Genomic DNA, 19,828 nt, shown 5'->3' on the forward strand with positions numbered 1-19,828 from the left:
AACTTTAAATTCCAAAAAAGCTTTTAGAATTCCTCGTCGTTTCCTCTGCTACTTTAGCTAAAGTAATCCCTTTAAACTGTGCAATTGTTCCGGCAACATACGGCAGAAAAGCAGGTTCGCAACGGCGTTCGTGGTATTTCTTCAAGAGGCTGTTCGGGACATTTTTAGGAAGCATAAACGGCGCATCGGTTTCAATCATCATTCGGTCGAGCGGTACGTACTGAATGACTTCTTTTAAATGGCTAAAACGCTTGGCATCTGAAATCGCTCCCGTAAAACCCAGATAAAATCCGTTATCGAGATAGGTTTTTGCTTCCTGCAACGTTCCCGTAAAACAATGCACAACGGCTTTTGGCAATTGTGGTAAATAGTTTTTGGTAATATTTATAAACGAATTAAAAGCGCTTCTTTCGTGCAAAAACAAAGGTTTCTGTACTTCAATCGCCAATTCTAATTGGGCTTTATAACATTCTTCCTGTTTGTTTCGGGGCGAAAAGTCACGATCAAAATCAAGTCCGCATTCGCCAACAGAGACTACGTGTTTCAGTTCTAATAATTTCCTAAGTTTCGAAATACTCTGCACATCAAAACTCTTCGCATCATGCGGATGTATTCCCGCCGTAGCGTACAACACGCCCGGATATTGCCTCGCAATCTTTGCAGATTCTTCGCTATTTCGTACGCTGGTGCCTGTGAGTATCATTTGTGATACATCGGCATCGAGCGCGTCTTGTACGACATCGTCTATGTCGTTTTGGAATTGTTTGTTGGTCAAATTAATTCCGATATCTATATAATTCATTTTTTTTAAAGTTGCTAAGGTTCTGAGAGGCTAAGGTGCTAAGGTTTTTTCCTCTCTGAACCTTTAATTATTTTTTATTTTTTAAACGTAATATTTGTCATTTCGACGAAGGAGAAATCTTCGCGAGAAACTCTACAAAGATTGGACTCACGTTGCGGAGCTACTTGTGGAGATTTCTCCTTCGTCGAAATGACATAAAATGCGGATAATCGTTGTTGATGAGAAACCTTAGAATCTTAGCATCTTAGAACCTTAGTATCTCAAAAAAACTAATCTTCTCGACTTCCATCATCTGCCATTCTAACTAATTTCGGTGTAAACTTCGCTACAACATCTACCAAATCTTTCTGCGCCTCCATCACCTGATTGATATCTTTATAGGCCATTGGAGCTTCGTCTAGACCCGCTCCGATAAGCGTAACACCATGATCTCTCAGAATCGATTTCATTTCAGATTGTGTGATGTTTTTTATGGCTTGGGTTCTGCTCATTTGTCTTCCTGCTCCATGCGAAGCGGAATTGATGGCGTTCTCCTCGCCCTTTCCTCTCACCAAAAATCCCGGTGCGGTCATACTTCCAGGAATGATTCCCATAACGCCTTTTCCGGCTGGAGTTGCTCCTTTTCTATGTACGATCACTTCTTCGCCGTTCCAGATTTCTTTCCAGGCGAAATTATGGTGGTTTTCGACTTTTGCTAAAATCGTCGCACCCAAAGCGCGTTCCATTTTGTTATGGATAATCTCGTGACAAGCCGAAGCGTAATCTCCCGCCAAATTCATTGCCATCCAGTATTCCTGTCCCAATTGCGAATTCATATCCAAGTACGCTAAGTTTTTTGCCACTTCTGGAAGTCTGCACTCATCTTTGGCGATTTTAGTATAATGTCCGGCGATGGTTGCTCCCATTCCGCGTGAACCAGAATGCGTTAACAAAGCGACGTATTTTCCTTTTGGGATATTTAAAACCGCATCGTCTTGCGCAAATTCCATGATTCCGAATTCCACAAAGTGATTTCCACCACCCGAAGATCCTAATTGCGACCAAGCTTTATCTTTCAAATTCTTCACAAACGGATTCATATTGAAAGTTTCGTTCTCCAAAACCGCATGATCTGATTTGTACTGACCGTGAAATCCGTGACCTGCTCCAAAAATAGAATTCGCAATTAATTCCTTTTTGAATTTAGCTTCGTTTTCAAAGTAAAAAGCTTCTGGAATATCATAAACCGACAACGCCATTCTACACCCAATATCAACTCCAACACCATACGGAATAATGGCATTTTTCGTTGCTAAAACTCCGCCAATCGGCAATCCGTAACCTTGGTGCGCGTCTGGCATTAAAGCTCCGGCAACCGTAACAGGCAGTTTCATGGCGACTTCCATTTGCTTTCTGGCTCCGTCTTCGATATGATCCAATCCGTAAGCCGAATACGCATTCGGATTCTGATTTAAAGCAATGAAATCTTCTGGTTTTTCATTCGATTTTTCGATTAAAGCAACAGCCAGTTTGCTGAAGATTTTATCGTCGATATAATTCTCTGGAGTTTCTAAGACGTTTTTGAAATTTGTGATCATTTCGTCTCTTGTGAATCCATTTCTCTTGCTGTTTATTTTTAAGGCAATCCCAATTATTTTTCCTTCTGGGAATCCTAATTCTAATATATCTGTACCGTTTATTTGTGTACTCATGATTTCTATTTTTTTGATAGTACAAAGGTTAATTACTACTGCGCAGTTATTTTGCGTAGATTTTATTTCACGCAGATTTTGCAGATTTAAGCAGATCTAAAAGGATTTTTTTTGATAAATAATCTGTGCTTATCTGCTAAAATCTTTTTAAATCTGCGTGAAATATTAAAACCTTTGTCACTTTGTTACTATGAACCTTTGCCACTAATCTACCAATAATTGTGTAACAACCGCTGGGTTCATCGCCCATTGTGCTGTGTAAACTTCATCAGCAATTTCATTTTCGGTGATTGTTAAACCTTGGGCTTCCGCTTTAAGCTGTAACAAACTACCAATATTCAATTTGCTGTTTAGTTTTGACAACAACGCCTGAACGCCTTTGAAATCCAATCCACCAACAACCTGACCTCCGAAAGTCATCTCTAACCAAACGATTTCTCTTTTGGCTACATCCAACACTCCAAAAACCAAACCTTTGGCAACATTTTGCGTCACACAAACCTGATGATCAACACACGACGGATCGTATGCTACACCTGTTTTCTCCGAAATTTTCATCGGGTGTTTGCTATTCATCCAACCTACAACCAAATTTGGCGTAATACTTCCGTTACTGTACGCGTTGCAAGTAAAAGTTACAAATTTAGCTTTAGCTTTCGCTAATTCATCGATATTGATGTTGATATATTCGGCTGTTCCAATTTTATTCGGAATGCTTCGGATATCACCACTATGCTGACAACCTGTAGTTGTCAATCGGCTGAAAGAACAAATATCTAAGCGATCTTCGTATGCAATCTGACAGCTCAAATCCATATCTAAATGTTGTGCTGGCAAATCTTTTCCCCATTGCATGAACAATCTAACTTCGTTTCCTTCAACTGTGAAACGTGTTCCCATTAAAGCAACTGGTAAATCCTGAACGGTTTCGCTTCGATCTCCTATAGAAACTGGAATATTAAACAATTGCGGATCTATATAGATTGTTTTGTTGGTGTTCGCAATTTTTGCAAATCGTTTTTTCATGGCCAAAAGACACAATTCTTCGATTTGGTTTTTCATTGCTTCCAACTGAAAATCTTCGTATAATCCTAATAACTGATTTGCTTCAATTCGTTTGTTTGTTCCACCCAAAGGTTTCACACTTCTCTGCATGTTTTTATCAAAATAATTTTGAGCATACATGTTCAAAGTAAACACCAATCGAGCCGGAACTTTATCGATGATTTCTTCAAAATGAGCAATAGTTTCCTCTGCTCCAAACCAAAGCATGTTTGAGAATAACGAACGTGCAAATAATCCTGGACGCTGTTTTAATAAAGCAAATGTTTTATCGGCATCAAATTTTAATCTTGACGTGTTTACTTTGCTTTGCCAAACATCGTACACTTGGTTGTAGAATACATCCATTAAAAAATTCAATTTCTCAAATCCTTTTCTTTTGCTGTATTCTGCCAAACGAAGCGCGCGGATAAAACGAACCCACATTCCTCTTTTTGGATGCATGGTTTCGCACATCGCTTCAACATCCATATTCATATTGTTTAACCAATTTGCGACCATTAAACACTCTTTTCGAGAATATTTAAGTTTCAAATCTTTTTGAGATGCAATTCTTGTCTGAACACTTGTATCTAAAACATTATGAAAATGCTGTGCATTTTTTGATGTTCTTTTGATAATCGTTTTTGGCTCAATAATCTGAAGCATTCCTGTGTTTTTATACCACAAATATCGTAAGATATCGGTTGGCGTTTTCAAAAACTGAGACGCTTCTTCTTCTTTACCGTTTTCAATCAAAAGATCGATCACAAGCATTAAAGTTTCCTTCATTGCAACATCCGTTTTTGGTAAAGGCAAGTATTGCATTGCCATTTTTAAACTATCTACCTGAGTAGCGTCTAAAGCGGTTTTAGATTGCAATAACGATATATAGAAATTATTTAAATCTTTTTCTGTCCATAATTCCAACATTTTTAACTTGCTTCCTTGTCCGATATTTTCCAATTTCCCAAATTCAAACGGAGTTCCGCAGAACGGACAACCGTTGTATCTTTCTAATGGGAAAGTATTATCCAGAATAATATGACCGCATTGTAAAGTTGTTCCGTTTTTAGTTTTAAAAACGTTTCCGAAATAGGTAATAATATGATCTAAAACAGATTCTCCTGTTGGAACATTCCATTCTTTTACCAATGGCGTCCAATTTTTATCTGTTCCTAAAACTTCTCTCAAAACTTCTAAAACCTCAACTTTATAATTCGGGTTGATATTGTTTAAAGCATGTAATAATGATTCAGAAAATGTAAATCCAAGTTTTGAAACATTGGCTAACAAAACTGAAGTTGTTCCAGATAAATTTTTAACGTCATTCGCAATCATTTTTGAAGGAATGAAAATAGCATTTTGACGTAAACTGATTTTTAATAATTCTTTTGTTTTCATTTTTTTTTAATTTTTAAAATTTAGATAATTGCGTTTCTGAGTTCTACCTAAAAGATTTTTGAAGTAAGAAACACTTGACCTGAAATTGGAGTGTAATAAATTAGCTGATTCAAATTGGAAGTTTGCGGGTTTCCCCAAGAAGTAAGCTAATTTTGACCCTCGTTTTTTTATTAATGATGATTTTAAAACTATGTTCGGATTCGAACCGAAAGTAGCCGTTGTCTGAAGTAAGTTTTAATTGACCATTAATTGTGAAGCAGATGGGATTCGAACCCATGACCCGGACATTAAAAGTGTACGAAGTAAGTTTTGATTGACCTTTGATGGATAATTTCAAAACTACCTGCTCTAACCGCTGAGCTACTGCCTCAATTATCATTATAAAATAAAAAGGTAATGGTGTAAGTGTGTACATTGGAAAGTGTTTTCGAAGTAACTCAAACTTGACCTATTTTATTCTTTTTTTATTTCTATGAACGTTTGTTTTTATTTCCTGAACAAAGATTTTTAAACTAGTGCGCAGTTATTTTGCGTAGTAAAATTTTTGTTTCATTTTTTAGAAATACTTTTTGTTTTATTTCTTGAGCAAAGATTTTAAAACTACTACGCAATTATTTTGCGCAGTAAAAAAAGAATTTTAAATTTGAGTAAAAAACAACATGAATTTAGAGAAAATCTATTCTGAATTGCTTTCGAATATTGGCTTTTCAGCAAATGAAATTCAGCAAAACTGGTTGGATTTAGAAAAGGCATATTCGAAAAAATCAAGACATTATCATAATCTCACGCATTTAAAAGAAATGATTGCCAGTTTTGAAGCGTATCGAAACAAACTTCAAAATCCAAACGAAATATTATTTTCAATTTTCTACCATGACTTTGTGTATTCCGCTTCCAAAAAAGATAACGAACTTAAAAGTGCTGAATATGCTTTGGCAATTTTACCTGAAAATATCAATCTAAATAAACAATTGGTTTTTGATGCAATCTGTGCAACACAACAACATCAGCAAAACGCGATTGAAGATATAAACTGGTTAATCGATTTTGATTTGAAAATCCTCGTTAAAGATTGGGAAGATTATAAAATCTATTTTGAACAAATTAGAAAAGAATACCGCATCTATCCTGATTTTCTATACAAACCCGGACGTGCTAAAGCGTTGAAGCATTTTCTGGAGAATGAGTTTATTTTTCAGACTGAGGAGTTTAGGAGTTTGTATGAAGAGAAAGCAAGAGCGAATATTGAAAAAGAGATTGCATTATTAACGTAAATGCGTAAGGGATTGAGGCGGTATCCTTTTGTGAAATGAAATGGAACAAAAGATTTAGCCGAAAGCCCGACCTGGAGGGACACGCCCAAAATATACAACGCAAAATTAATCTCGCAAAGACGCTAAGTCGCAAAATTTTTATTTAAAGTATTAATTAAACTCACCGTTTGTCATTTCGACGAAGGAGAAATCTTCGCAAGAAGCTCTACAAAGATTGGCTTCTCGATGTGGAGTTACTTGTGGAGATTTCTCCTTCGTCGAAATGACATAAAATGGGGAAAAATCATTTTAATCCTCATAATCTGTGGCTTAAAAACAAAAACTTTGTGCCCTAGCGTCTTTGTGGCAAAACATCATAAAAATGTCACAAAACAAAAACGCCTTAATTCGATACAAAACCATCGATAAATGCCTTCAGAATAAATACCGGCAATGGACACTCGAAGATTTAATCGAAGAATGTTCAGAGGCTTTATTTGAATATGAAGGACGACAAAATCCAATAAGTAAACGAACGATCCAAATGGATATTCAGCTGATGCGAAGTGAAAAACTCGGTTATAATGCACCAATCGTAGTTTACGATAAAAAGTATTATAAATATGAAGACGAAGATTTTTCGATAACCGATATTCCGCTTACGGAAACAGATATGAACGTTTTGACAGAAACCGTTTCGATGTTAAAACAGTTTAAAGATTTCTCTCTTTTTAATGATGTATCAGATATTCTACAGCGATTAGAGGATAAAATCTATGCTGAGAAATCGCACACTAAACCCGTTATTTATCTGGATAAAAATGAGAAGCTAAAAGGACTGCATTATTTGGACGAAATATATCAGGCGATTATCAAGAAAATGGTTCTGATTATTACTTATAAATCTTTTAAATCTGCCGAAGAAACGAAATTCCACTTTCATCCTTTTATATTAAAGGAATTCAATAACCGCTGGTTTTTAATCGGAAAGAAAAAAGACTCACAACCGATTACCAATTTGGCATTAGACAGAATTATTTCTATTGATTACGATTTTAATCATCCTTACCTAGAAGAAGATTTTGATGCTGATAATTTTTATAAAGATGTAATTGGCGTAACAGTAAATTCAGGATTAAACGCAAGACGAATTGAATTATGGGTTGATGCTTCAAATGCGCCTTATGTACTTACAAAACCTCTGCATACTTCTCAGCGGCTAATTAAACAAAACGAAGACGGAAGTGTCATTATACACATATATGTAATCCCAAATTACGAGATGGAACGACTTTTATTAGGTTTTGGAAGCTGTTTGGAGATTTTAAGACCAGAAGGTCTGAGAAATCGTATGAAAAAGATACTTCTAGACGCTATTTCGCGTTACGATTCTGAAAAACCAACTGAAATAAATGCATAATTTTTTACAGAATATAGAATTAAATGCGTTTTAAAAACCAAAAAGAGATTTTTACAGCATCAAAAATGTTAAAATCTAAAAAAAGAATAGTATATTTCACTTAAAATAAACAACCAAAACCCTCTAAATCAGGGATATTTTATAACTAACCAAAAATTTATTAAAAAATTATATGCATGCATAGTATTTTTTAATTATATTTGAAATCGATATAGTTACCTATGAAAGACAAAACGATAGATTATATTTTAAGAGCGACATGGCAAGCTGTTTCAAGAATGTATAATGAAGAGGCTGCAAAGTATGATGCAACAATGGCAACAGGGTTTGCTCTTTTAAGTATGGACAAGGAAGAAGGAACTCCATCAACCGCTTTAGGTCCGAGAATGGGTATGGAAGCAACCAGCTTAACAAGAACACTTAAATCTATGGAAGAAAAAGGTTTAATTGTTCGCAAAAAAAACCCAAGCGACGGTCGAGGTGTTTTAATCTACCTTACCGATTTTGGAAAAGAAAAAAGAGATTTATCTAAAAATACAGTTCTAAAGTTTAATGAAACCGTTAGAAAACATGTTTCAGAAGAAAAGCTGAATCATTTTATCGAAGTTTCTGAAATTATCAACGAACTGATTCACGATAAAAACATATTTAATCAAACAGAAAACACAGAAAAAGAATAACATTCTTTTCCTCCTACAAACAAATAGTAACAAATTATGAAACGCACAATTAAAAAAGTTGCTGTAATTGGATCCGGAATTATGGGTTCAGGTATAGCTTGTCATTTTGCTAACATTGGTGTCGAAGTTTTACTTCTTGACATTGTACCGCGTGAATTGACCGAAGCTGAAGCTAAAAAAGGATTAACACTTGAAAGTAAAGCCGTTCGCAACCGAGTGGTAAACGAGCACTTGGCGAATTCATTAAAATCGAAACCATCTCCTATTTACAGTCAAAAATTCGCAAACAGAATCACGACTGGAAATACGACAGATGATATGGCTAAAATTGCTAATGTTGACTGGATTATCGAGGTTGTTGTAGAGCGTTTAGACATTAAGAAATTAGTTTTTGAACAAATCGAGAAATTCCGTAAACCGGGAACTTTGGTTACTTCAAATACTTCTGGCATTCCAATTCATTTTATGAGTGAAGGAAGAAGCGAAGATTTTCAACAACACTTCTGCGGAACACACTTTTTTAACCCTGCGCGTTACTTAAAATTATTTGAAATTATTCCTGGTCCAAAAACTTCAACTGAAGTATTGGATTTCTTAAACGAATACGGATCTAAATTCTTAGGAAAAACTTCGGTTGTTGCTAAAGATACTCCGGCGTTTATCGGAAACAGAATTGGTATTTACGGAATCCAAAGTTTATTCCACTTGGTAAAAGAAATGGGATTAACAATTGAGGAAGTTGATAAATTGACTGGACCAGTAATTGGTCGTCCAAAATCAGCTACTTTCCGTACGGTTGACGTTGTTGGTTTGGATACTTTGGTACACGTTGCCAATGGTATTTATGAAAACTGCCCGAACGACGAACAACACGAATTGTTCAAACTTCCTGATTTCATCAACAAAATGATGGAAAATAATTGGTTAGGAAGCAAAACTGGACAAGGTTTTTATAAAAAAGTAGATAAAGATATTCTTTCTTTAGACTTAAATACACTAGAATACCGCGCTGCGAAAAAAGCAAATTTTGCTACTCTTGAACTAACAAAAACTATTGATAAACCAATCAATCGTTTTAAAGTTTTAGTTAAAGGAACAGACAAAGCGGGAGAATTCTACCGTAAGAGTTTCGCTGGAATGTTTGCTTATGTGTCAAACAGAGTTCCTGAAATCTCAGACGAATTATATAAAATTGACGATGCCATGAAAGCTGGTTTTGGATGGGAAAATGGTCCATTCGAAATCTGGGATGCTATTGGTGTTGAAAAAGGAATTGAAATCATGAAAGCAGAAGGTTTAGCGCCTGCTGCATGGGTTACTGAAATGTTGGCTTCTGGAAGCGACAGTTTCTATACTGTAAAAGAAGGAGCGACTTATTTCTATAACATTCCGACAAAATCACAAGTAAAAGTTCCTGGACAAGATTCATTCATTATCCTAAACAATATTCGCGAAAGCAAAAAAGTTTGGAGCAATAGTGGTGCAATCATTCAGGATTTAGGAGACGGAATTTTGAACTTAGAATTCCAATCTAAAATGAATACAATTGGTGGCGATGTACTTCAAGCTATCAATAAAGCAATCGACTTATCTGAAAAAGAATATCAAGGTTTAGTTATTGGAAACCAAGCAGCGAATTTTTCTGTTGGAGCTAATATCGGAATGATTTTCATGATGGCAGTTGAGCAAGAATACGACGAATTGAACATGGCAATTAAATTGTTCCAAGACACCATGATGCGCGTTCGTTATTCTTCTATTCCAGTTGTCGTAGCACCTCACGGAATGACTTTTGGCGGTGGATGCGAAATGAGTTTGCACGCTGATAAAGTAGTTGCTGCTGCAGAAACATACATGGGATTAGTTGAATTTGGTGTTGGTGTACTTCCTGGCGGTGGTGGATCTAAAGAAATGGCTTTAAGAGCTTCAGATTTATTCCGTAAAAATGATGTGGAATTGAACGTTCTTCAAGAGTATTTCTTAACAATCGCAATGGCTAAAGTTTCGACTTCTGGTTATGAAGCTTTTGATACTGGACTTCTTCAACATGGAAAAGATATTATCGTAGTAAACAAAGATCGTCAGATTGCTGAAGCTAAAAAACATGCGTTGTTAATGGCAGAAGCTGGTTATACGCAACCAATCAGAAGAACTGATGTGAAAGTATTAGGAAAACAAGCTTTAGGTATGTTCTTAGTTGGAACAGATCAAATGGAAGCTGGAAAATACATTTCTGAGCACGACAAGAAAATTGCTAACAAACTGGCTTATGTAATGGCTGGTGGTGATTTATCTGAAGCAACTTTAGTATCTGAACAATATTTATTAGATATCGAACGTGAAGCTTTCTTATCTCTTTGTACTGAGAGAAAAACTTTAGAAAGAATTCAATACATGTTAACCAAAGGGAAACCTCTTAGAAACTAAGAAAATGAAAACAGCATATATAGTAAAAGCATATAGAACAGCAGTTGGAAAAGCTCCAAAAGGTGTTTTTAGATTTAAAAGACCTGACGAATTAGCTGCAGAAACGATCCAGTTTATGATGGACGAACTGCCTAATTTCGATAAAAAACGTATCGACGACGTTATGGTAGGAAATGCCATGCCGGAAGCAGAACAAGGTCTTAACGTTGGACGTTTGATCTCTTTAATGGGATTAAAAGTGGAAGACGTTCCTGGAGTTACGGTAAACCGTTACTGCGCATCTGGATTAGAAACTATCGGAATGGCGACTGCTAAAATCCAATCAGGAATGGCAGATTGTATCATTGCAGGTGGTGCAGAAAGTATGAGTTATATCCCGATGGGAGGTTACAAACCAACTCCGGATTATAAAGTTGCTGCTGCTGGTCACGAAGATTACTATTGGGGAATGGGTTTAACTGCTGAAGCGGTGGCTAACCAATACAAAATCTCTAGAGAAGATCAGGATGAGTTTGCTTACAACTCTCATATGAAAGCCTTAAAAGCACAAGCAGAAGGAAAATTCGACAAACAAATCGTTCCGATTACTGTTGAGCAGACTTTCATCAATGAAAATGGTAAAAAAGAAACTAAATCATACGTTGTAAACAAAGACGAAGGACCAAGAGCAGGAACTTCTAAAGAAGCTTTAGCAGGTTTAAAACCAGTTTTTGCTGCTGACGGAAGTGTAACTGCGGGTAACTCTTCTCAAATGAGCGACGGTGCTGCATTCGTTTTAATTATGAGCGAAGAAATGGTAAAAGAATTAAACCTTGAGCCAATTGCACGTTTGGTAAACTTTGCTTCTTCTGGTGTTGAGCCAAGAATTATGGGTATCGGTCCGGTAAAAGCAATTCCGAAAGCGTTGAAACAAGCTGGTTTAACATTAAACGATATTGAGTTAATTGAGTTAAACGAAGCTTTTGCTTCACAAGCTTTAGCAGTAACTCGCGAATTAAATATTAACCCAGAAATCGTAAACGTAAACGGAGGAGCAATCGCTTTAGGTCACCCTCTGGGTTGTACAGGAGCTAAACTTTCTGTTCAGTTATTTGATGAGATGAAACGCAGAGGTAATAAATACGGAATCGTTTCGATGTGCGTTGGTACAGGGCAAGGAAGCGCTGGAGTTTACGAAGTATTATAAGTATTATTAAGTAAAGTACACATATAGTTTGTCATTTCGACGAAGGAGAAATCTTCACGAGAAACTCGACAAAGATTGGAATCTCGTTGTAGAGCTACTTGCAAAGATTTCTCCTTCGTCGAAATGACAAGATTGTGTACAAAAACCATAAATAAAAAACATACAAAAAAACATTAGCAATGGCAGATACAATCGAAAAAAACGTGACTCGTGGTGGTCAGTTTTTAGTTAAAGAAACAAAATGCGAGGATATCTTCACACCAGAAGATTTCTCGGAAGAGCAGTTAATGATGCGTGACTCTGTAAAAGAGTTCGTTGATAAAGAATTATGGGCACATAAAGATCGTTTTGAGAAAAAAGATTACGCTTATACAGAATCATCTATGCGTAAAGCTGGAGAACTTGGACTTCTTGGAGTTGCGGTTCCAGAAGAATACGGCGGATTAGGAATGGGATTTGTTTCTACAATGTTAGTTTGTGACTACATTTCTGGAGCAACTGGTTCGTTCTCAACTGCTTTTGGTGCTCATACAGGAATTGGAACTATGCCAATTACACTTTATGGAACTGAAGAACAAAAGAAAAAATACGTTCCGTTATTAGCTTCTGGAGAATGGTTTGGAGCTTATTGCTTAACTGAACCAGGCGCAGGATCTGATGCTAACTCAGGAAAAACAAAAGCAGTTTTATCTGAAGACGGAAAATACTACTCTATTACAGGACAAAAAATGTGGATTTCGAATGCAGGTTTCTGTAGCGTTTTCATCGTTTTTGCTCGTATTGGAGACGATAAAAATATTACAGGTTTCATCGTAGAAAACGATCCTTCAAACGGAATTTCTATGAATGAAGAAGAGCATAAATTAGGAATCCGTGCTTCTTCTACTCGTCAGGTTTTCTTCAACGAAACGAAAGTTCCTGTTGAAAACATGCTGTCTGAAAGAGGAAACGGTTTCAAAATTGCAATGAATGCTTTGAATGTTGGTCGTATTAAATTGGCAGCAGCTTGTTTAGATGCTCAAAGAAGAGTTACTTCTGGAGCTGTAAAATATGCTAACGAAAGAATTCAGTTCAACACTTCTATTTCATCTTTCGGAGCTATCCGTTCTAAATTAGCTGAAATGGCAACTAATGCTTACGCTGGAGAAAGTGCTTCTTATCGTGCTGCAAAAGACATCGAAGACAGAATTGCTGCTCGTGAAGCAGAAGGAACTTCTCACCAAGAAGCAGAATTAAAAGGTGTTGAAGAATACGCTATCGAGTGTTCTATCTTGAAAGTAGCGGTTTCTGAAGACGTTCAATCTTGTTCTGACGAAGGAATTCAGATTTTTGGTGGAATGGGATTCTCTGAAGATACGCCAATGGAAAGTGCTTGGAGAGATGCTCGTATCGCTCGTATCTACGAAGGAACAAACGAAATCAACAGAATGCTTTCTGTTGGTATGTTGATCAAAAAAGCCATGAAAGGACACGTTGATTTACTTGGACCAGCAATGAAAGTTCAAGAAGAATTAATGGGAATTCCATCTTTTGATACTCCAGATTTCTCTGAATTATTTGCAGAAGAAAAAGTAATCGTTGCTAACTTGAAGAAAGTTTTCTTGATGGTTGCAGGAAGCGCTGTTCAAAAATACGGTCCTGAATTAGATGCTCACCAACAATTACTGATGGCAGCTTCTGATATCTTGATCGAAATCTACATGGCTGAAAGTACAATTTTGAGAACTGAAAAATTAGCAAAAGCTCAAGGCGAAGATAAAGTACAAGAGCAAATCGCTATGGCAAAATTATACTTGTACAAAGCGGTAGATATCGTAAACTTAAGAGGAAAAGAAGGAATCGCTTCTTTCGCTGAAGGTGACGAACAACGTATGATGTTAATGGGACTTAAACGTTTCACTAAATATACTAACCTGCCAAATGTTGTGGCACTTAGAGAAAAAATTGCAGCAAAATTAGTAGCAGAAAACACATACTGCTTCTAATATAAAGATAGTTTTTAGCTTTTAATTTGTTATAAACCCGCACAAGTCCGAAACTGTGCGGGTTTATTTTTTTACAATTTTCAGTAAAAGGCATTTCCTACAAGTCGCAATAATTTTGCAGTTATTTGCAAAATATTTGTTAAAATTAGCTTTCCGACTCATAGAGAATAGTCAAACATCAAATGGATTGCATTATATTTAACATTCTAAAAACTATAAAAAACAAAATAATGAAACAAATTAACCTAATTGCATCATTTTTATTGTGCTTTTGCTTCACTGCCGCCTTCGCACAGAAAAATAAAAAAATGGACATTATTGCCTATTACACTGGCGATTCTCAACTTATTGATCAATACGAAGTTGGAAAATTGAACCAGATTATTTTTAGCTTTTGTCATTTAAAAGAAGGCAAACTAAGTGTCGATTCTGCAAAAGATTCTCTTACAATCAAACATTTAGTTTCGCTTAAAGCGAAAAATCCGCAACTTAAAATCGTTCTATCACTTGGTGGCTGGGGAGGTTGCGAACCTTGTTCAGAAGCTTTTTCTACTGCAGAAGGACGCTTAAAATTTGCAAAATCTGTAAAAGAAGTAAGTGACTATTTTAAAGTTGATGGTTTAGATTTAGATTGGGAATATCCATCAATTGAAGGGCTTCCTGGTCATTTATATCAAGCTGCTGACAAACCTAATTTTACAGAACTTCTTAAAATTTTACGTTCAACATTAGGAAAAAAATATGAACTAAGCTTTGCGGCTGGAGGTTTTCAAAAATGTTTAGATGAGTCTATAGACTGGAAAGCTGTTGCTCCTTATGTAAACCGCATTAATATTATGAGCTACGACTTAGTAAACGGATATTCAAAAGTTACAGGTCATCACACACCATTATACAGCACAAATCCGAAAGAAGAATCTACAGATAGAGCTGTTGAGTTTTTACTAAAAGCAGGCGTTCCTGCTGAAAAATTAGTAATTGGAGGTGCATTCTATACTAGACAATGGAAGAACGTAGAAAACATCAATAACGGATTGTATCAAGCTGGAGAGCATTTTCAAGGTGTTGACTTTAAAAACTATGCTACAACATATACAGAAGCAAACGGCTGGAAATATTTTTATGATGAAAAAGCTCAAGCACCATATTGGTACAATGCATCAACTAAAACTTTTGCAACATCAGATAATTTAAAATCTATCAAAGCTAAAGCTGAATACGCAAAAGCAAAAAAATTAGGCGGAATTATGTTTTGGGAACTTACTTTGGATAGTTTCCGCGACGGAATGGTAAATGAGATTTACAAAGTTAAAACTGAAAAATAAAAAAAAACGGGAATCAAATTGATTCCCGTTTTTTTTATAGACGAATATTTTTACATCGTTTTAGTCTTATTTTTATCCATTTCACCAATAAATGGAATAGCTTCTAAAATTTCGCTTCTAATTATAGTTTGAAGATAAACCTCAAGTTGAATAAATTTTGCTGCATTTATTGAACCAATTGCTTTTTTTGCCTGATTATAAGTTTTAGAGTAAAGCTTTTCATAATCAACATGGTTTTTCAAAGTAGCTTTTGCCAATTCATCAGCTTTAGCATCGGTTAAAGTTTCGTAATTAGCCGCATAATCATTTATCAATTGAAACTTTGTCTGCCCTAAAGCCTTTCGCGACGTTTCATAATTATCGTAAACTTTTGCAAAGGCTGCCGCTTGTGCGTCAGATAAATTCATGTACTGTTTTACCAGGTCAGCTTTAGATTTTCCATAAACACTTTGTACTACTTCTAAATCTTCTTTGTAAGAAGACTGCGCATAAGATGAAAATGAGGCTACCGCCATGATAAGAATAAGACTTAATTTTTTCATAGTTTCAATTTTAAATTTGTTTTTAAAAATATATGCATACTCAAATATACTGATTTTAAACACATTAAATCATAATCAAGATTTTAAAAGAAAGAATATTGATAAACTGCTGATAAGGCATAATAATTTAGTCCGTTGTTGGTATAAGCTCCAATATGATATTGAAATCTGACCGACTGCCCTTTGGCAATTGGGGTAGAAAAAGTTCCTCCTACTCTCCAGTTATCAATCTGGCTATCATCTGAAACTCCATCAGTAATAGTTCGTCCTCCAAAAAACCAAGTCGTATTGAAGCCAACCCACATTTGGTTCTTAAAATAATAGCTTGCATGCGCCTGAAGGCTATAGGTTGGTTTTTGCTCTAATTTTTTCCCTAAATAATCATTATTATCGGTATAAAACCACATCCCACCATAGGCTTCGGCATATACATGAGCAAACCGTTTCGACACCCCTATTTCAGGCTTAAAAGCCCAGCGGTTTGTTCCAATGTTTACTTGTTTATCACCATAATATCTTCCTGTTGGAATTGAAGTAACCAAACTGACTCCAAGAATTGTTTTTTGCTCAAAACTTCTAAATTCAGATTTATCAAGTGCAGGAGAACCAAGCAAATTAATTCCGAAACGCACTTTCATATCTGCAAAACCAGTTCTTGACCCAGTAACCAGCTGATCACTAATTACAGCAGATCCATCCATAAACGTAAAAGGTAGCGCTACCTGTATACGAGCCAGTTTATCTGCCATTCCAAATGTTCTGATATAATTTACAGCCATATTGTGGCTTTGAAGTGTAAAATCTTTTATGGGTAGAGAAGGATCTGTCAGCACATTTCCATTCATAAAAACATAACCTGCCGCAATTACATTTAAACCTTTAGGAACATTTGCATACACTCTGGGTTCTAAATCCTGACCAAATACGCTGCACACACCAAAAAAGAAAAACAAAACCGAAAACTGCCACTTTAATAACCAAAAAAAGATTCTTACCATATATTCAGACGAATTTGTGACAAGTTTAGTATTGAATTAAATCATTGTTTCTCTGCTGTTTTTGGAGCATATATTACTCCATCATAATTAATTGGACCTCTATTATTGCTACTCACAGAAAGTGTTGTACTTCCGTTATAGAATATAGAAAACGTTAAATCATAGACATCACTTTTACCTCTTACTGTTGCCTTTAGAATGGTATTATTCTTTTTAGTTTCAACCTTAATATTCTCAGGCTTGCCTTCAAATTTTATTCCGCCATCGCTATTATATCCTAAATTATAAGCACGTCCAAAGAAAGGCAAATCGCAAGTTGTGTTATCCGCATTAAACTTTAAAAAATAAGTATTATAATCGAGCTGAAGCAATCTACCTCCTTGAGGTGTTGCTTTTTGGGCTTCAAAAACAAAATTTTGAGAATCTATAAGAGCTTTGATTTCATTTTGTTTCTTTAACTCTCTTTCTTGTTTAAGTTCTTTTTTTGTTTTCTCCTGTGCAGAAACTGAAAAGTTAATTACAATCAAAAACAGTAAGACAGATAATTTAGTTTTCATAATACTATTTTTTCGTAAAACGCATCATGGCAATATCGCCAGAAATAAAATTCAAAGTCTTACCATCATCAGTTACATCATAAGAAGTTATTTTCTGAAGCGTACTCAAATAAGTTTGTTCACCTTGCAATCCATCCAAACACATCATTTTCGTTACTGCCATTGGCTGAGTAAAATCAATTTTGTTGCCATCAACAACCAATTTCCCTGTATATGAATTACAGCTTGCGTTACCAGAAACTTGATTTGCTTTGGTATCAAATTGTATTGTTGGTTTTTTATTTGGATATAATCCATCAAAAGCAATTCGGGGACCAGAAATATAATTCAGTTCCCAAGTTCCGTCAAGTTTAGAAAGTGTATCCGTTTTTGCGCATTTGCAAGAAAATAAAAACGAACTAAAAAAAACGAGGGTAAAAATCTTTTTCATCATAACATTAAGGATTAAATGTGAGCGAATTAGATAAATGGTTTTCAGAAATTATTCGTTAAATACCTATACGAATTTAAACAATATTTTCGGTTTTTAACTCAATCAATACTAAATTATAAAGTATAGTTTGACTTTTTTTTAACTTTTAGAGTTAATCAATTCCGTTATTTTATGTTAAATTTACTTAATCTTTAACTAAAAATGCCCGTAGATATGAAAAAACTAATTGTTTCTTTCGCTATAATTACAGCCTTAATCGTTGGTTGTAAAACAAATAACAAATCAAATGATGCTAAAACTCTGACTGTTGCATTAGAACCAAAAAGCAACAGCAAAGTAGCCGGAACTGCTACTTTTGTTGAGAAAAATGGCAAAGTAACTTTTACAGCAAAAATCACTGGATTAGAACCTGGAGTTCATGCCATTCACATTCATGAAAAAGCAGATTGTAGTTCTGCAGACGGAAGTTCTGCTGGAGGACACTGGAATCCGACTTTCAAAAAACATGGAAAATGGGGAGTTGGAGAATATCATAAAGGTGATATTGGAAACTTTACCGCTGATGCAAAAGGTAACGGATCTATCACTTTAACTACTGACGAATGGTGCATTGGATGCGGCGACAGTAACAAAGATGTTCTAGGAAAAGGCTTAATTGTACATGCAGGAACAGACGATTTTACAACCCAGCCAACTGGAAATGCAGGAGGAAGAGTTGCTTGTGCAGGAATCATTAAATAAGAAAAAATTTAAATAACCGCTATTTTTAACAAAATGTAGCGGTTATTTCATTTTAAAATGAATTCTAAAACAAGAAAAAGACATAGCTTTGCATCAGCAAAATTAAGTCCATGATTAACCCATCAGCACCAGGCTGGATCGATAAATTTTTTAGTGAACAGAAGTTTTCAGAAGCAATTCCTTTTGAAACAGTGGATTCGTTTTACTATAAAGTGAGAGAAACGGGATTCATTTACGGACATATTATTGCGATAGATTCTCAAATTCCGATTCCGATAAAAGGCTGGTTTAAAACCGAAATTTCAAAAGTTGCTTTACTTAATACACTCTATCATGTTTTTTGTTTAGAGAAAAGAAATTCGGAACCTAAAAATTTTATTTCTGAAGCTTTAAAGTTTTACAAGCAAATGAATCCAGAAGGATTTAATTTGTTTAAAATTTTATTGCCAAAAGATACACCTTCCCTATCTCTGGAAAATATTATTGACCAGAGAGTTCAAACCAATGACAGCATTATTAGTAAAAACTTTTCGCATTTGGTAACCAATGCGCTTTTGTTTATTGATGTTTTGGCTTTCAGACAATATTTGGAGCATGGAGAAATTCCTGAAAAATATTTAAAAAGAATCGAGGAGACGGTTCTCGGAATTGTTGGTTTGGCCTTAAAAACCAAAACAGTAAAATCGCAACACGACGATCTTTTAATAAAACTTTTTGAAGCTTCTATACGTTACTCAAAATTCTCAAAAGTTACAGTTGAAACTTTAGAGACTTTACAGCTTGATTATTTCAAAAACGAATTAGAGCATTATTATTTAATTGATATGGCCGGAATGGCATTATGGAGCGATGGTGTTGTAGAAAATGAAGAATCGTATTTCTTATATGCTTTAGGTTCTACAATGGGAGTTTCAGACGATTTTGTAACCAAAAGTATGGATACAACCAATACTTTCATTACAACACATAAAAAGAAGATTCCATACTTTAATTATTCGAATCCTGTTAAGCATTTCTATGATCAAATGACACATAGCGTTGTTAAACTGATCATTAGAAACAAAAACCGATTGATTAAAGAAATTGTTCAAAGTAAAGAATTGATGGTGCTACTTGCCTATTCTACAACAAGAGATTTGGATGCAAAGGAAAAGAAAAAAGTAAAAAAACAGCTTTTGGACATTTGTAAAACCATTCCGTCGCTAACCATATTTTTACTTCCTGGAGGAAGTTTACTTTTACCGATACTGATTAAGTTTATCCCAACAATGCTTCCATCAGCATTTAATGAGAATTTAGACGAAAACGAATAAAAAAAATCGCCCTCTAAAAGGGCGATTTCT

The 19,828-nt window shown here is 35.3% G+C and carries 16 protein-coding genes and 1 tRNA gene; 9 read left to right on the forward strand and 8 right to left on the reverse strand.

Annotation, left to right across the window (positions count from 1 at the left end; genetic code table 11):
- Positions 1 to 4 precede the first annotated feature (4 nt).
- The 4 genes from JC605_RS12295 to JC605_RS12310 form a co-directional block, all read right to left on the reverse strand.
- Entirely contained in the window at positions 5 to 802 is a 798-nt protein-coding gene (locus JC605_RS12295) for a TatD family hydrolase (RefSeq protein WP_198856469.1), read from the reverse strand.
- A 269-nt stretch (positions 803 to 1,071) separates the two neighbouring features.
- Positions 1,072 to 2,493 (reverse strand): RtcB family protein, encoded by a 1,422-nt coding sequence (locus tag JC605_RS12300; protein WP_198856470.1) that lies wholly within the window; start codon positions 2,491 to 2,493, stop codon positions 1,072 to 1,074.
- 204 nt (positions 2,494 to 2,697) lie between these two features.
- Complete coding sequence (locus tag JC605_RS12305; RefSeq protein WP_198856471.1) at positions 2,698 to 4,938, reverse strand: hypothetical protein; 2,241 nt, start codon at positions 4,936 to 4,938, stop codon at positions 2,698 to 2,700.
- Between the two features lie 252 nt (positions 4,939 to 5,190).
- A tRNA-OTHER gene (locus JC605_RS12310) sits at positions 5,191 to 5,308 on the reverse strand.
- Between the two features lie 289 nt (positions 5,309 to 5,597).
- Here JC605_RS12310 and JC605_RS12315 point away from each other — a divergent pair.
- The 7 genes from JC605_RS12315 to JC605_RS12345 all read left to right on the forward strand — a co-directional run bounded on the left by JC605_RS12315 (position 5,598) and on the right by JC605_RS12345 (position 15,214).
- Positions 5,598 to 6,212 carry a hypothetical protein gene (locus JC605_RS12315; RefSeq protein ID WP_198856472.1) on the forward strand — a complete coding sequence of 205 codons (615 nt, stop codon included), beginning with the start codon at positions 5,598 to 5,600 and terminating at the stop codon, positions 6,210 to 6,212.
- A 361-nt stretch (positions 6,213 to 6,573) separates the two neighbouring features.
- A complete protein-coding gene (locus JC605_RS12320) occupies positions 6,574 to 7,611 on the forward strand; it encodes a YafY family protein (protein WP_198856473.1) in 1,038 nt (345 codons plus the stop codon).
- Positions 7,612 to 7,832: 221 nt separating this feature from the next.
- Positions 7,833 to 8,291: a MarR family winged helix-turn-helix transcriptional regulator gene (locus JC605_RS12325; protein WP_111288579.1), complete on the forward strand. Its 459-nt coding sequence runs from the start codon at positions 7,833 to 7,835 to the stop codon at positions 8,289 to 8,291.
- A 36-nt stretch (positions 8,292 to 8,327) separates the two neighbouring features.
- Complete coding sequence (locus tag JC605_RS12330) at positions 8,328 to 10,718, forward strand: 3-hydroxyacyl-CoA dehydrogenase/enoyl-CoA hydratase family protein (RefSeq protein ID WP_198856474.1); 2,391 nt, start codon at positions 8,328 to 8,330, stop codon at positions 10,716 to 10,718.
- Between the two features lie 4 nt (positions 10,719 to 10,722).
- The gene (locus JC605_RS12335; protein ID WP_198856475.1) at positions 10,723 to 11,904 is read left to right on the forward strand and encodes an acetyl-CoA C-acyltransferase; all 1,182 of its coding nucleotides are present in this window, start codon (positions 10,723 to 10,725) and stop codon (positions 11,902 to 11,904) included.
- Between the two features lie 179 nt (positions 11,905 to 12,083).
- Complete coding sequence (locus tag JC605_RS12340; protein ID WP_198856476.1) at positions 12,084 to 13,889, forward strand: acyl-CoA dehydrogenase family protein; 1,806 nt, start codon at positions 12,084 to 12,086, stop codon at positions 13,887 to 13,889.
- Positions 13,890 to 14,197: 308 nt separating this feature from the next.
- The gene (locus JC605_RS12345; RefSeq protein ID WP_233074095.1) at positions 14,198 to 15,214 is read left to right on the forward strand and encodes a glycoside hydrolase family 18 protein; all 1,017 of its coding nucleotides are present in this window, start codon (positions 14,198 to 14,200) and stop codon (positions 15,212 to 15,214) included.
- Between the two features lie 50 nt (positions 15,215 to 15,264).
- Here JC605_RS12345 and JC605_RS12350 read toward each other — a convergent pair whose 3' ends face one another.
- The 4 genes from JC605_RS12350 to JC605_RS12365 all read right to left on the reverse strand — a co-directional run bounded on the left by JC605_RS12350 (position 15,265) and on the right by JC605_RS12365 (position 17,744).
- Positions 15,265 to 15,756: a hypothetical protein gene (locus JC605_RS12350; protein WP_198856478.1), complete on the reverse strand. Its 492-nt coding sequence runs from the start codon at positions 15,754 to 15,756 to the stop codon at positions 15,265 to 15,267.
- Between the two features lie 83 nt (positions 15,757 to 15,839).
- Complete coding sequence (locus JC605_RS12355; protein WP_198856479.1) at positions 15,840 to 16,754, reverse strand: transporter; 915 nt, start codon at positions 16,752 to 16,754, stop codon at positions 15,840 to 15,842.
- Positions 16,755 to 16,795: 41 nt separating this feature from the next.
- On the reverse strand, positions 16,796 to 17,311 hold the full coding sequence (locus JC605_RS12360) for a DUF4251 domain-containing protein (protein WP_198856480.1): 516 nt from the start codon (positions 17,309 to 17,311) through the stop codon (positions 16,796 to 16,798).
- Between the two features lie 4 nt (positions 17,312 to 17,315).
- Entirely contained in the window at positions 17,316 to 17,744 is a 429-nt protein-coding gene (locus tag JC605_RS12365; RefSeq protein WP_198856481.1) for an META domain-containing protein, read from the reverse strand.
- Positions 17,745 to 17,957: 213 nt separating this feature from the next.
- Here JC605_RS12365 and JC605_RS12370 point away from each other — a divergent pair, with 213 nt between their 5' ends.
- Both JC605_RS12370 and JC605_RS12375 read left to right on the forward strand, forming a co-directional pair.
- Entirely contained in the window at positions 17,958 to 18,485 is a 528-nt protein-coding gene (locus JC605_RS12370) for a superoxide dismutase family protein (protein WP_111289248.1), read from the forward strand.
- Between the two features lie 110 nt (positions 18,486 to 18,595).
- Positions 18,596 to 19,798, forward strand: a complete 1,203-nt coding sequence (locus JC605_RS12375) for an LETM1-related biofilm-associated protein (protein WP_198856482.1) — start codon at positions 18,596 to 18,598, stop codon at positions 19,796 to 19,798.
- Positions 19,799 to 19,828 lie beyond the last annotated feature (30 nt).

This window comes from Flavobacterium sp. IB48 (assembly GCF_016405855.1).
GTDB classification, from domain to species: domain Bacteria; phylum Bacteroidota; class Bacteroidia; order Flavobacteriales; family Flavobacteriaceae; genus Flavobacterium; species Flavobacterium ginsengisoli.

Bases quoted from the DNA above. Each gene is read 5' to 3' on its own strand.
- JC605_RS12295 (WP_198856469.1), bottom strand. From the start codon at position 802: ATGAATTATATAGATATCGGAATTAATTTGACCAACAAACAATTCCAA.
- JC605_RS12300 (WP_198856470.1), bottom strand. From the start codon at position 2,493: ATGAGTACACAAATAAACGGTACAGATATATTAGAATTAGGATTCCCA.
- JC605_RS12305 (WP_198856471.1), bottom strand. From the start codon at position 4,938: ATGAAAACAAAAGAATTATTAAAAATCAGTTTACGTCAAAATGCTATT.
- JC605_RS12315 (WP_198856472.1), top strand. From the start codon at position 5,598: ATGAATTTAGAGAAAATCTATTCTGAATTGCTTTCGAATATTGGCTTT.
- JC605_RS12320 (WP_198856473.1), top strand. From the start codon at position 6,574: ATGTCACAAAACAAAAACGCCTTAATTCGATACAAAACCATCGATAAA.
- JC605_RS12325 (WP_111288579.1), top strand. From the start codon at position 7,833: ATGAAAGACAAAACGATAGATTATATTTTAAGAGCGACATGGCAAGCT.
- JC605_RS12330 (WP_198856474.1), top strand. From the start codon at position 8,328: ATGAAACGCACAATTAAAAAAGTTGCTGTAATTGGATCCGGAATTATG.
- JC605_RS12335 (WP_198856475.1), top strand. From the start codon at position 10,723: ATGAAAACAGCATATATAGTAAAAGCATATAGAACAGCAGTTGGAAAA.
- JC605_RS12340 (WP_198856476.1), top strand. From the start codon at position 12,084: ATGGCAGATACAATCGAAAAAAACGTGACTCGTGGTGGTCAGTTTTTA.
- JC605_RS12345 (WP_233074095.1), top strand. From the start codon at position 14,198: ATGGACATTATTGCCTATTACACTGGCGATTCTCAACTTATTGATCAA.
- JC605_RS12350 (WP_198856478.1), bottom strand. From the start codon at position 15,756: ATGAAAAAATTAAGTCTTATTCTTATCATGGCGGTAGCCTCATTTTCA.
- JC605_RS12355 (WP_198856479.1), bottom strand. From the start codon at position 16,754: ATGGTAAGAATCTTTTTTTGGTTATTAAAGTGGCAGTTTTCGGTTTTG.
- JC605_RS12360 (WP_198856480.1), bottom strand. From the start codon at position 17,311: ATGAAAACTAAATTATCTGTCTTACTGTTTTTGATTGTAATTAACTTT.
- JC605_RS12365 (WP_198856481.1), bottom strand. From the start codon at position 17,744: ATGATGAAAAAGATTTTTACCCTCGTTTTTTTTAGTTCGTTTTTATTT.
- JC605_RS12370 (WP_111289248.1), top strand. From the start codon at position 17,958: ATGAAAAAACTAATTGTTTCTTTCGCTATAATTACAGCCTTAATCGTT.
- JC605_RS12375 (WP_198856482.1), top strand. From the start codon at position 18,596: ATGATTAACCCATCAGCACCAGGCTGGATCGATAAATTTTTTAGTGAA.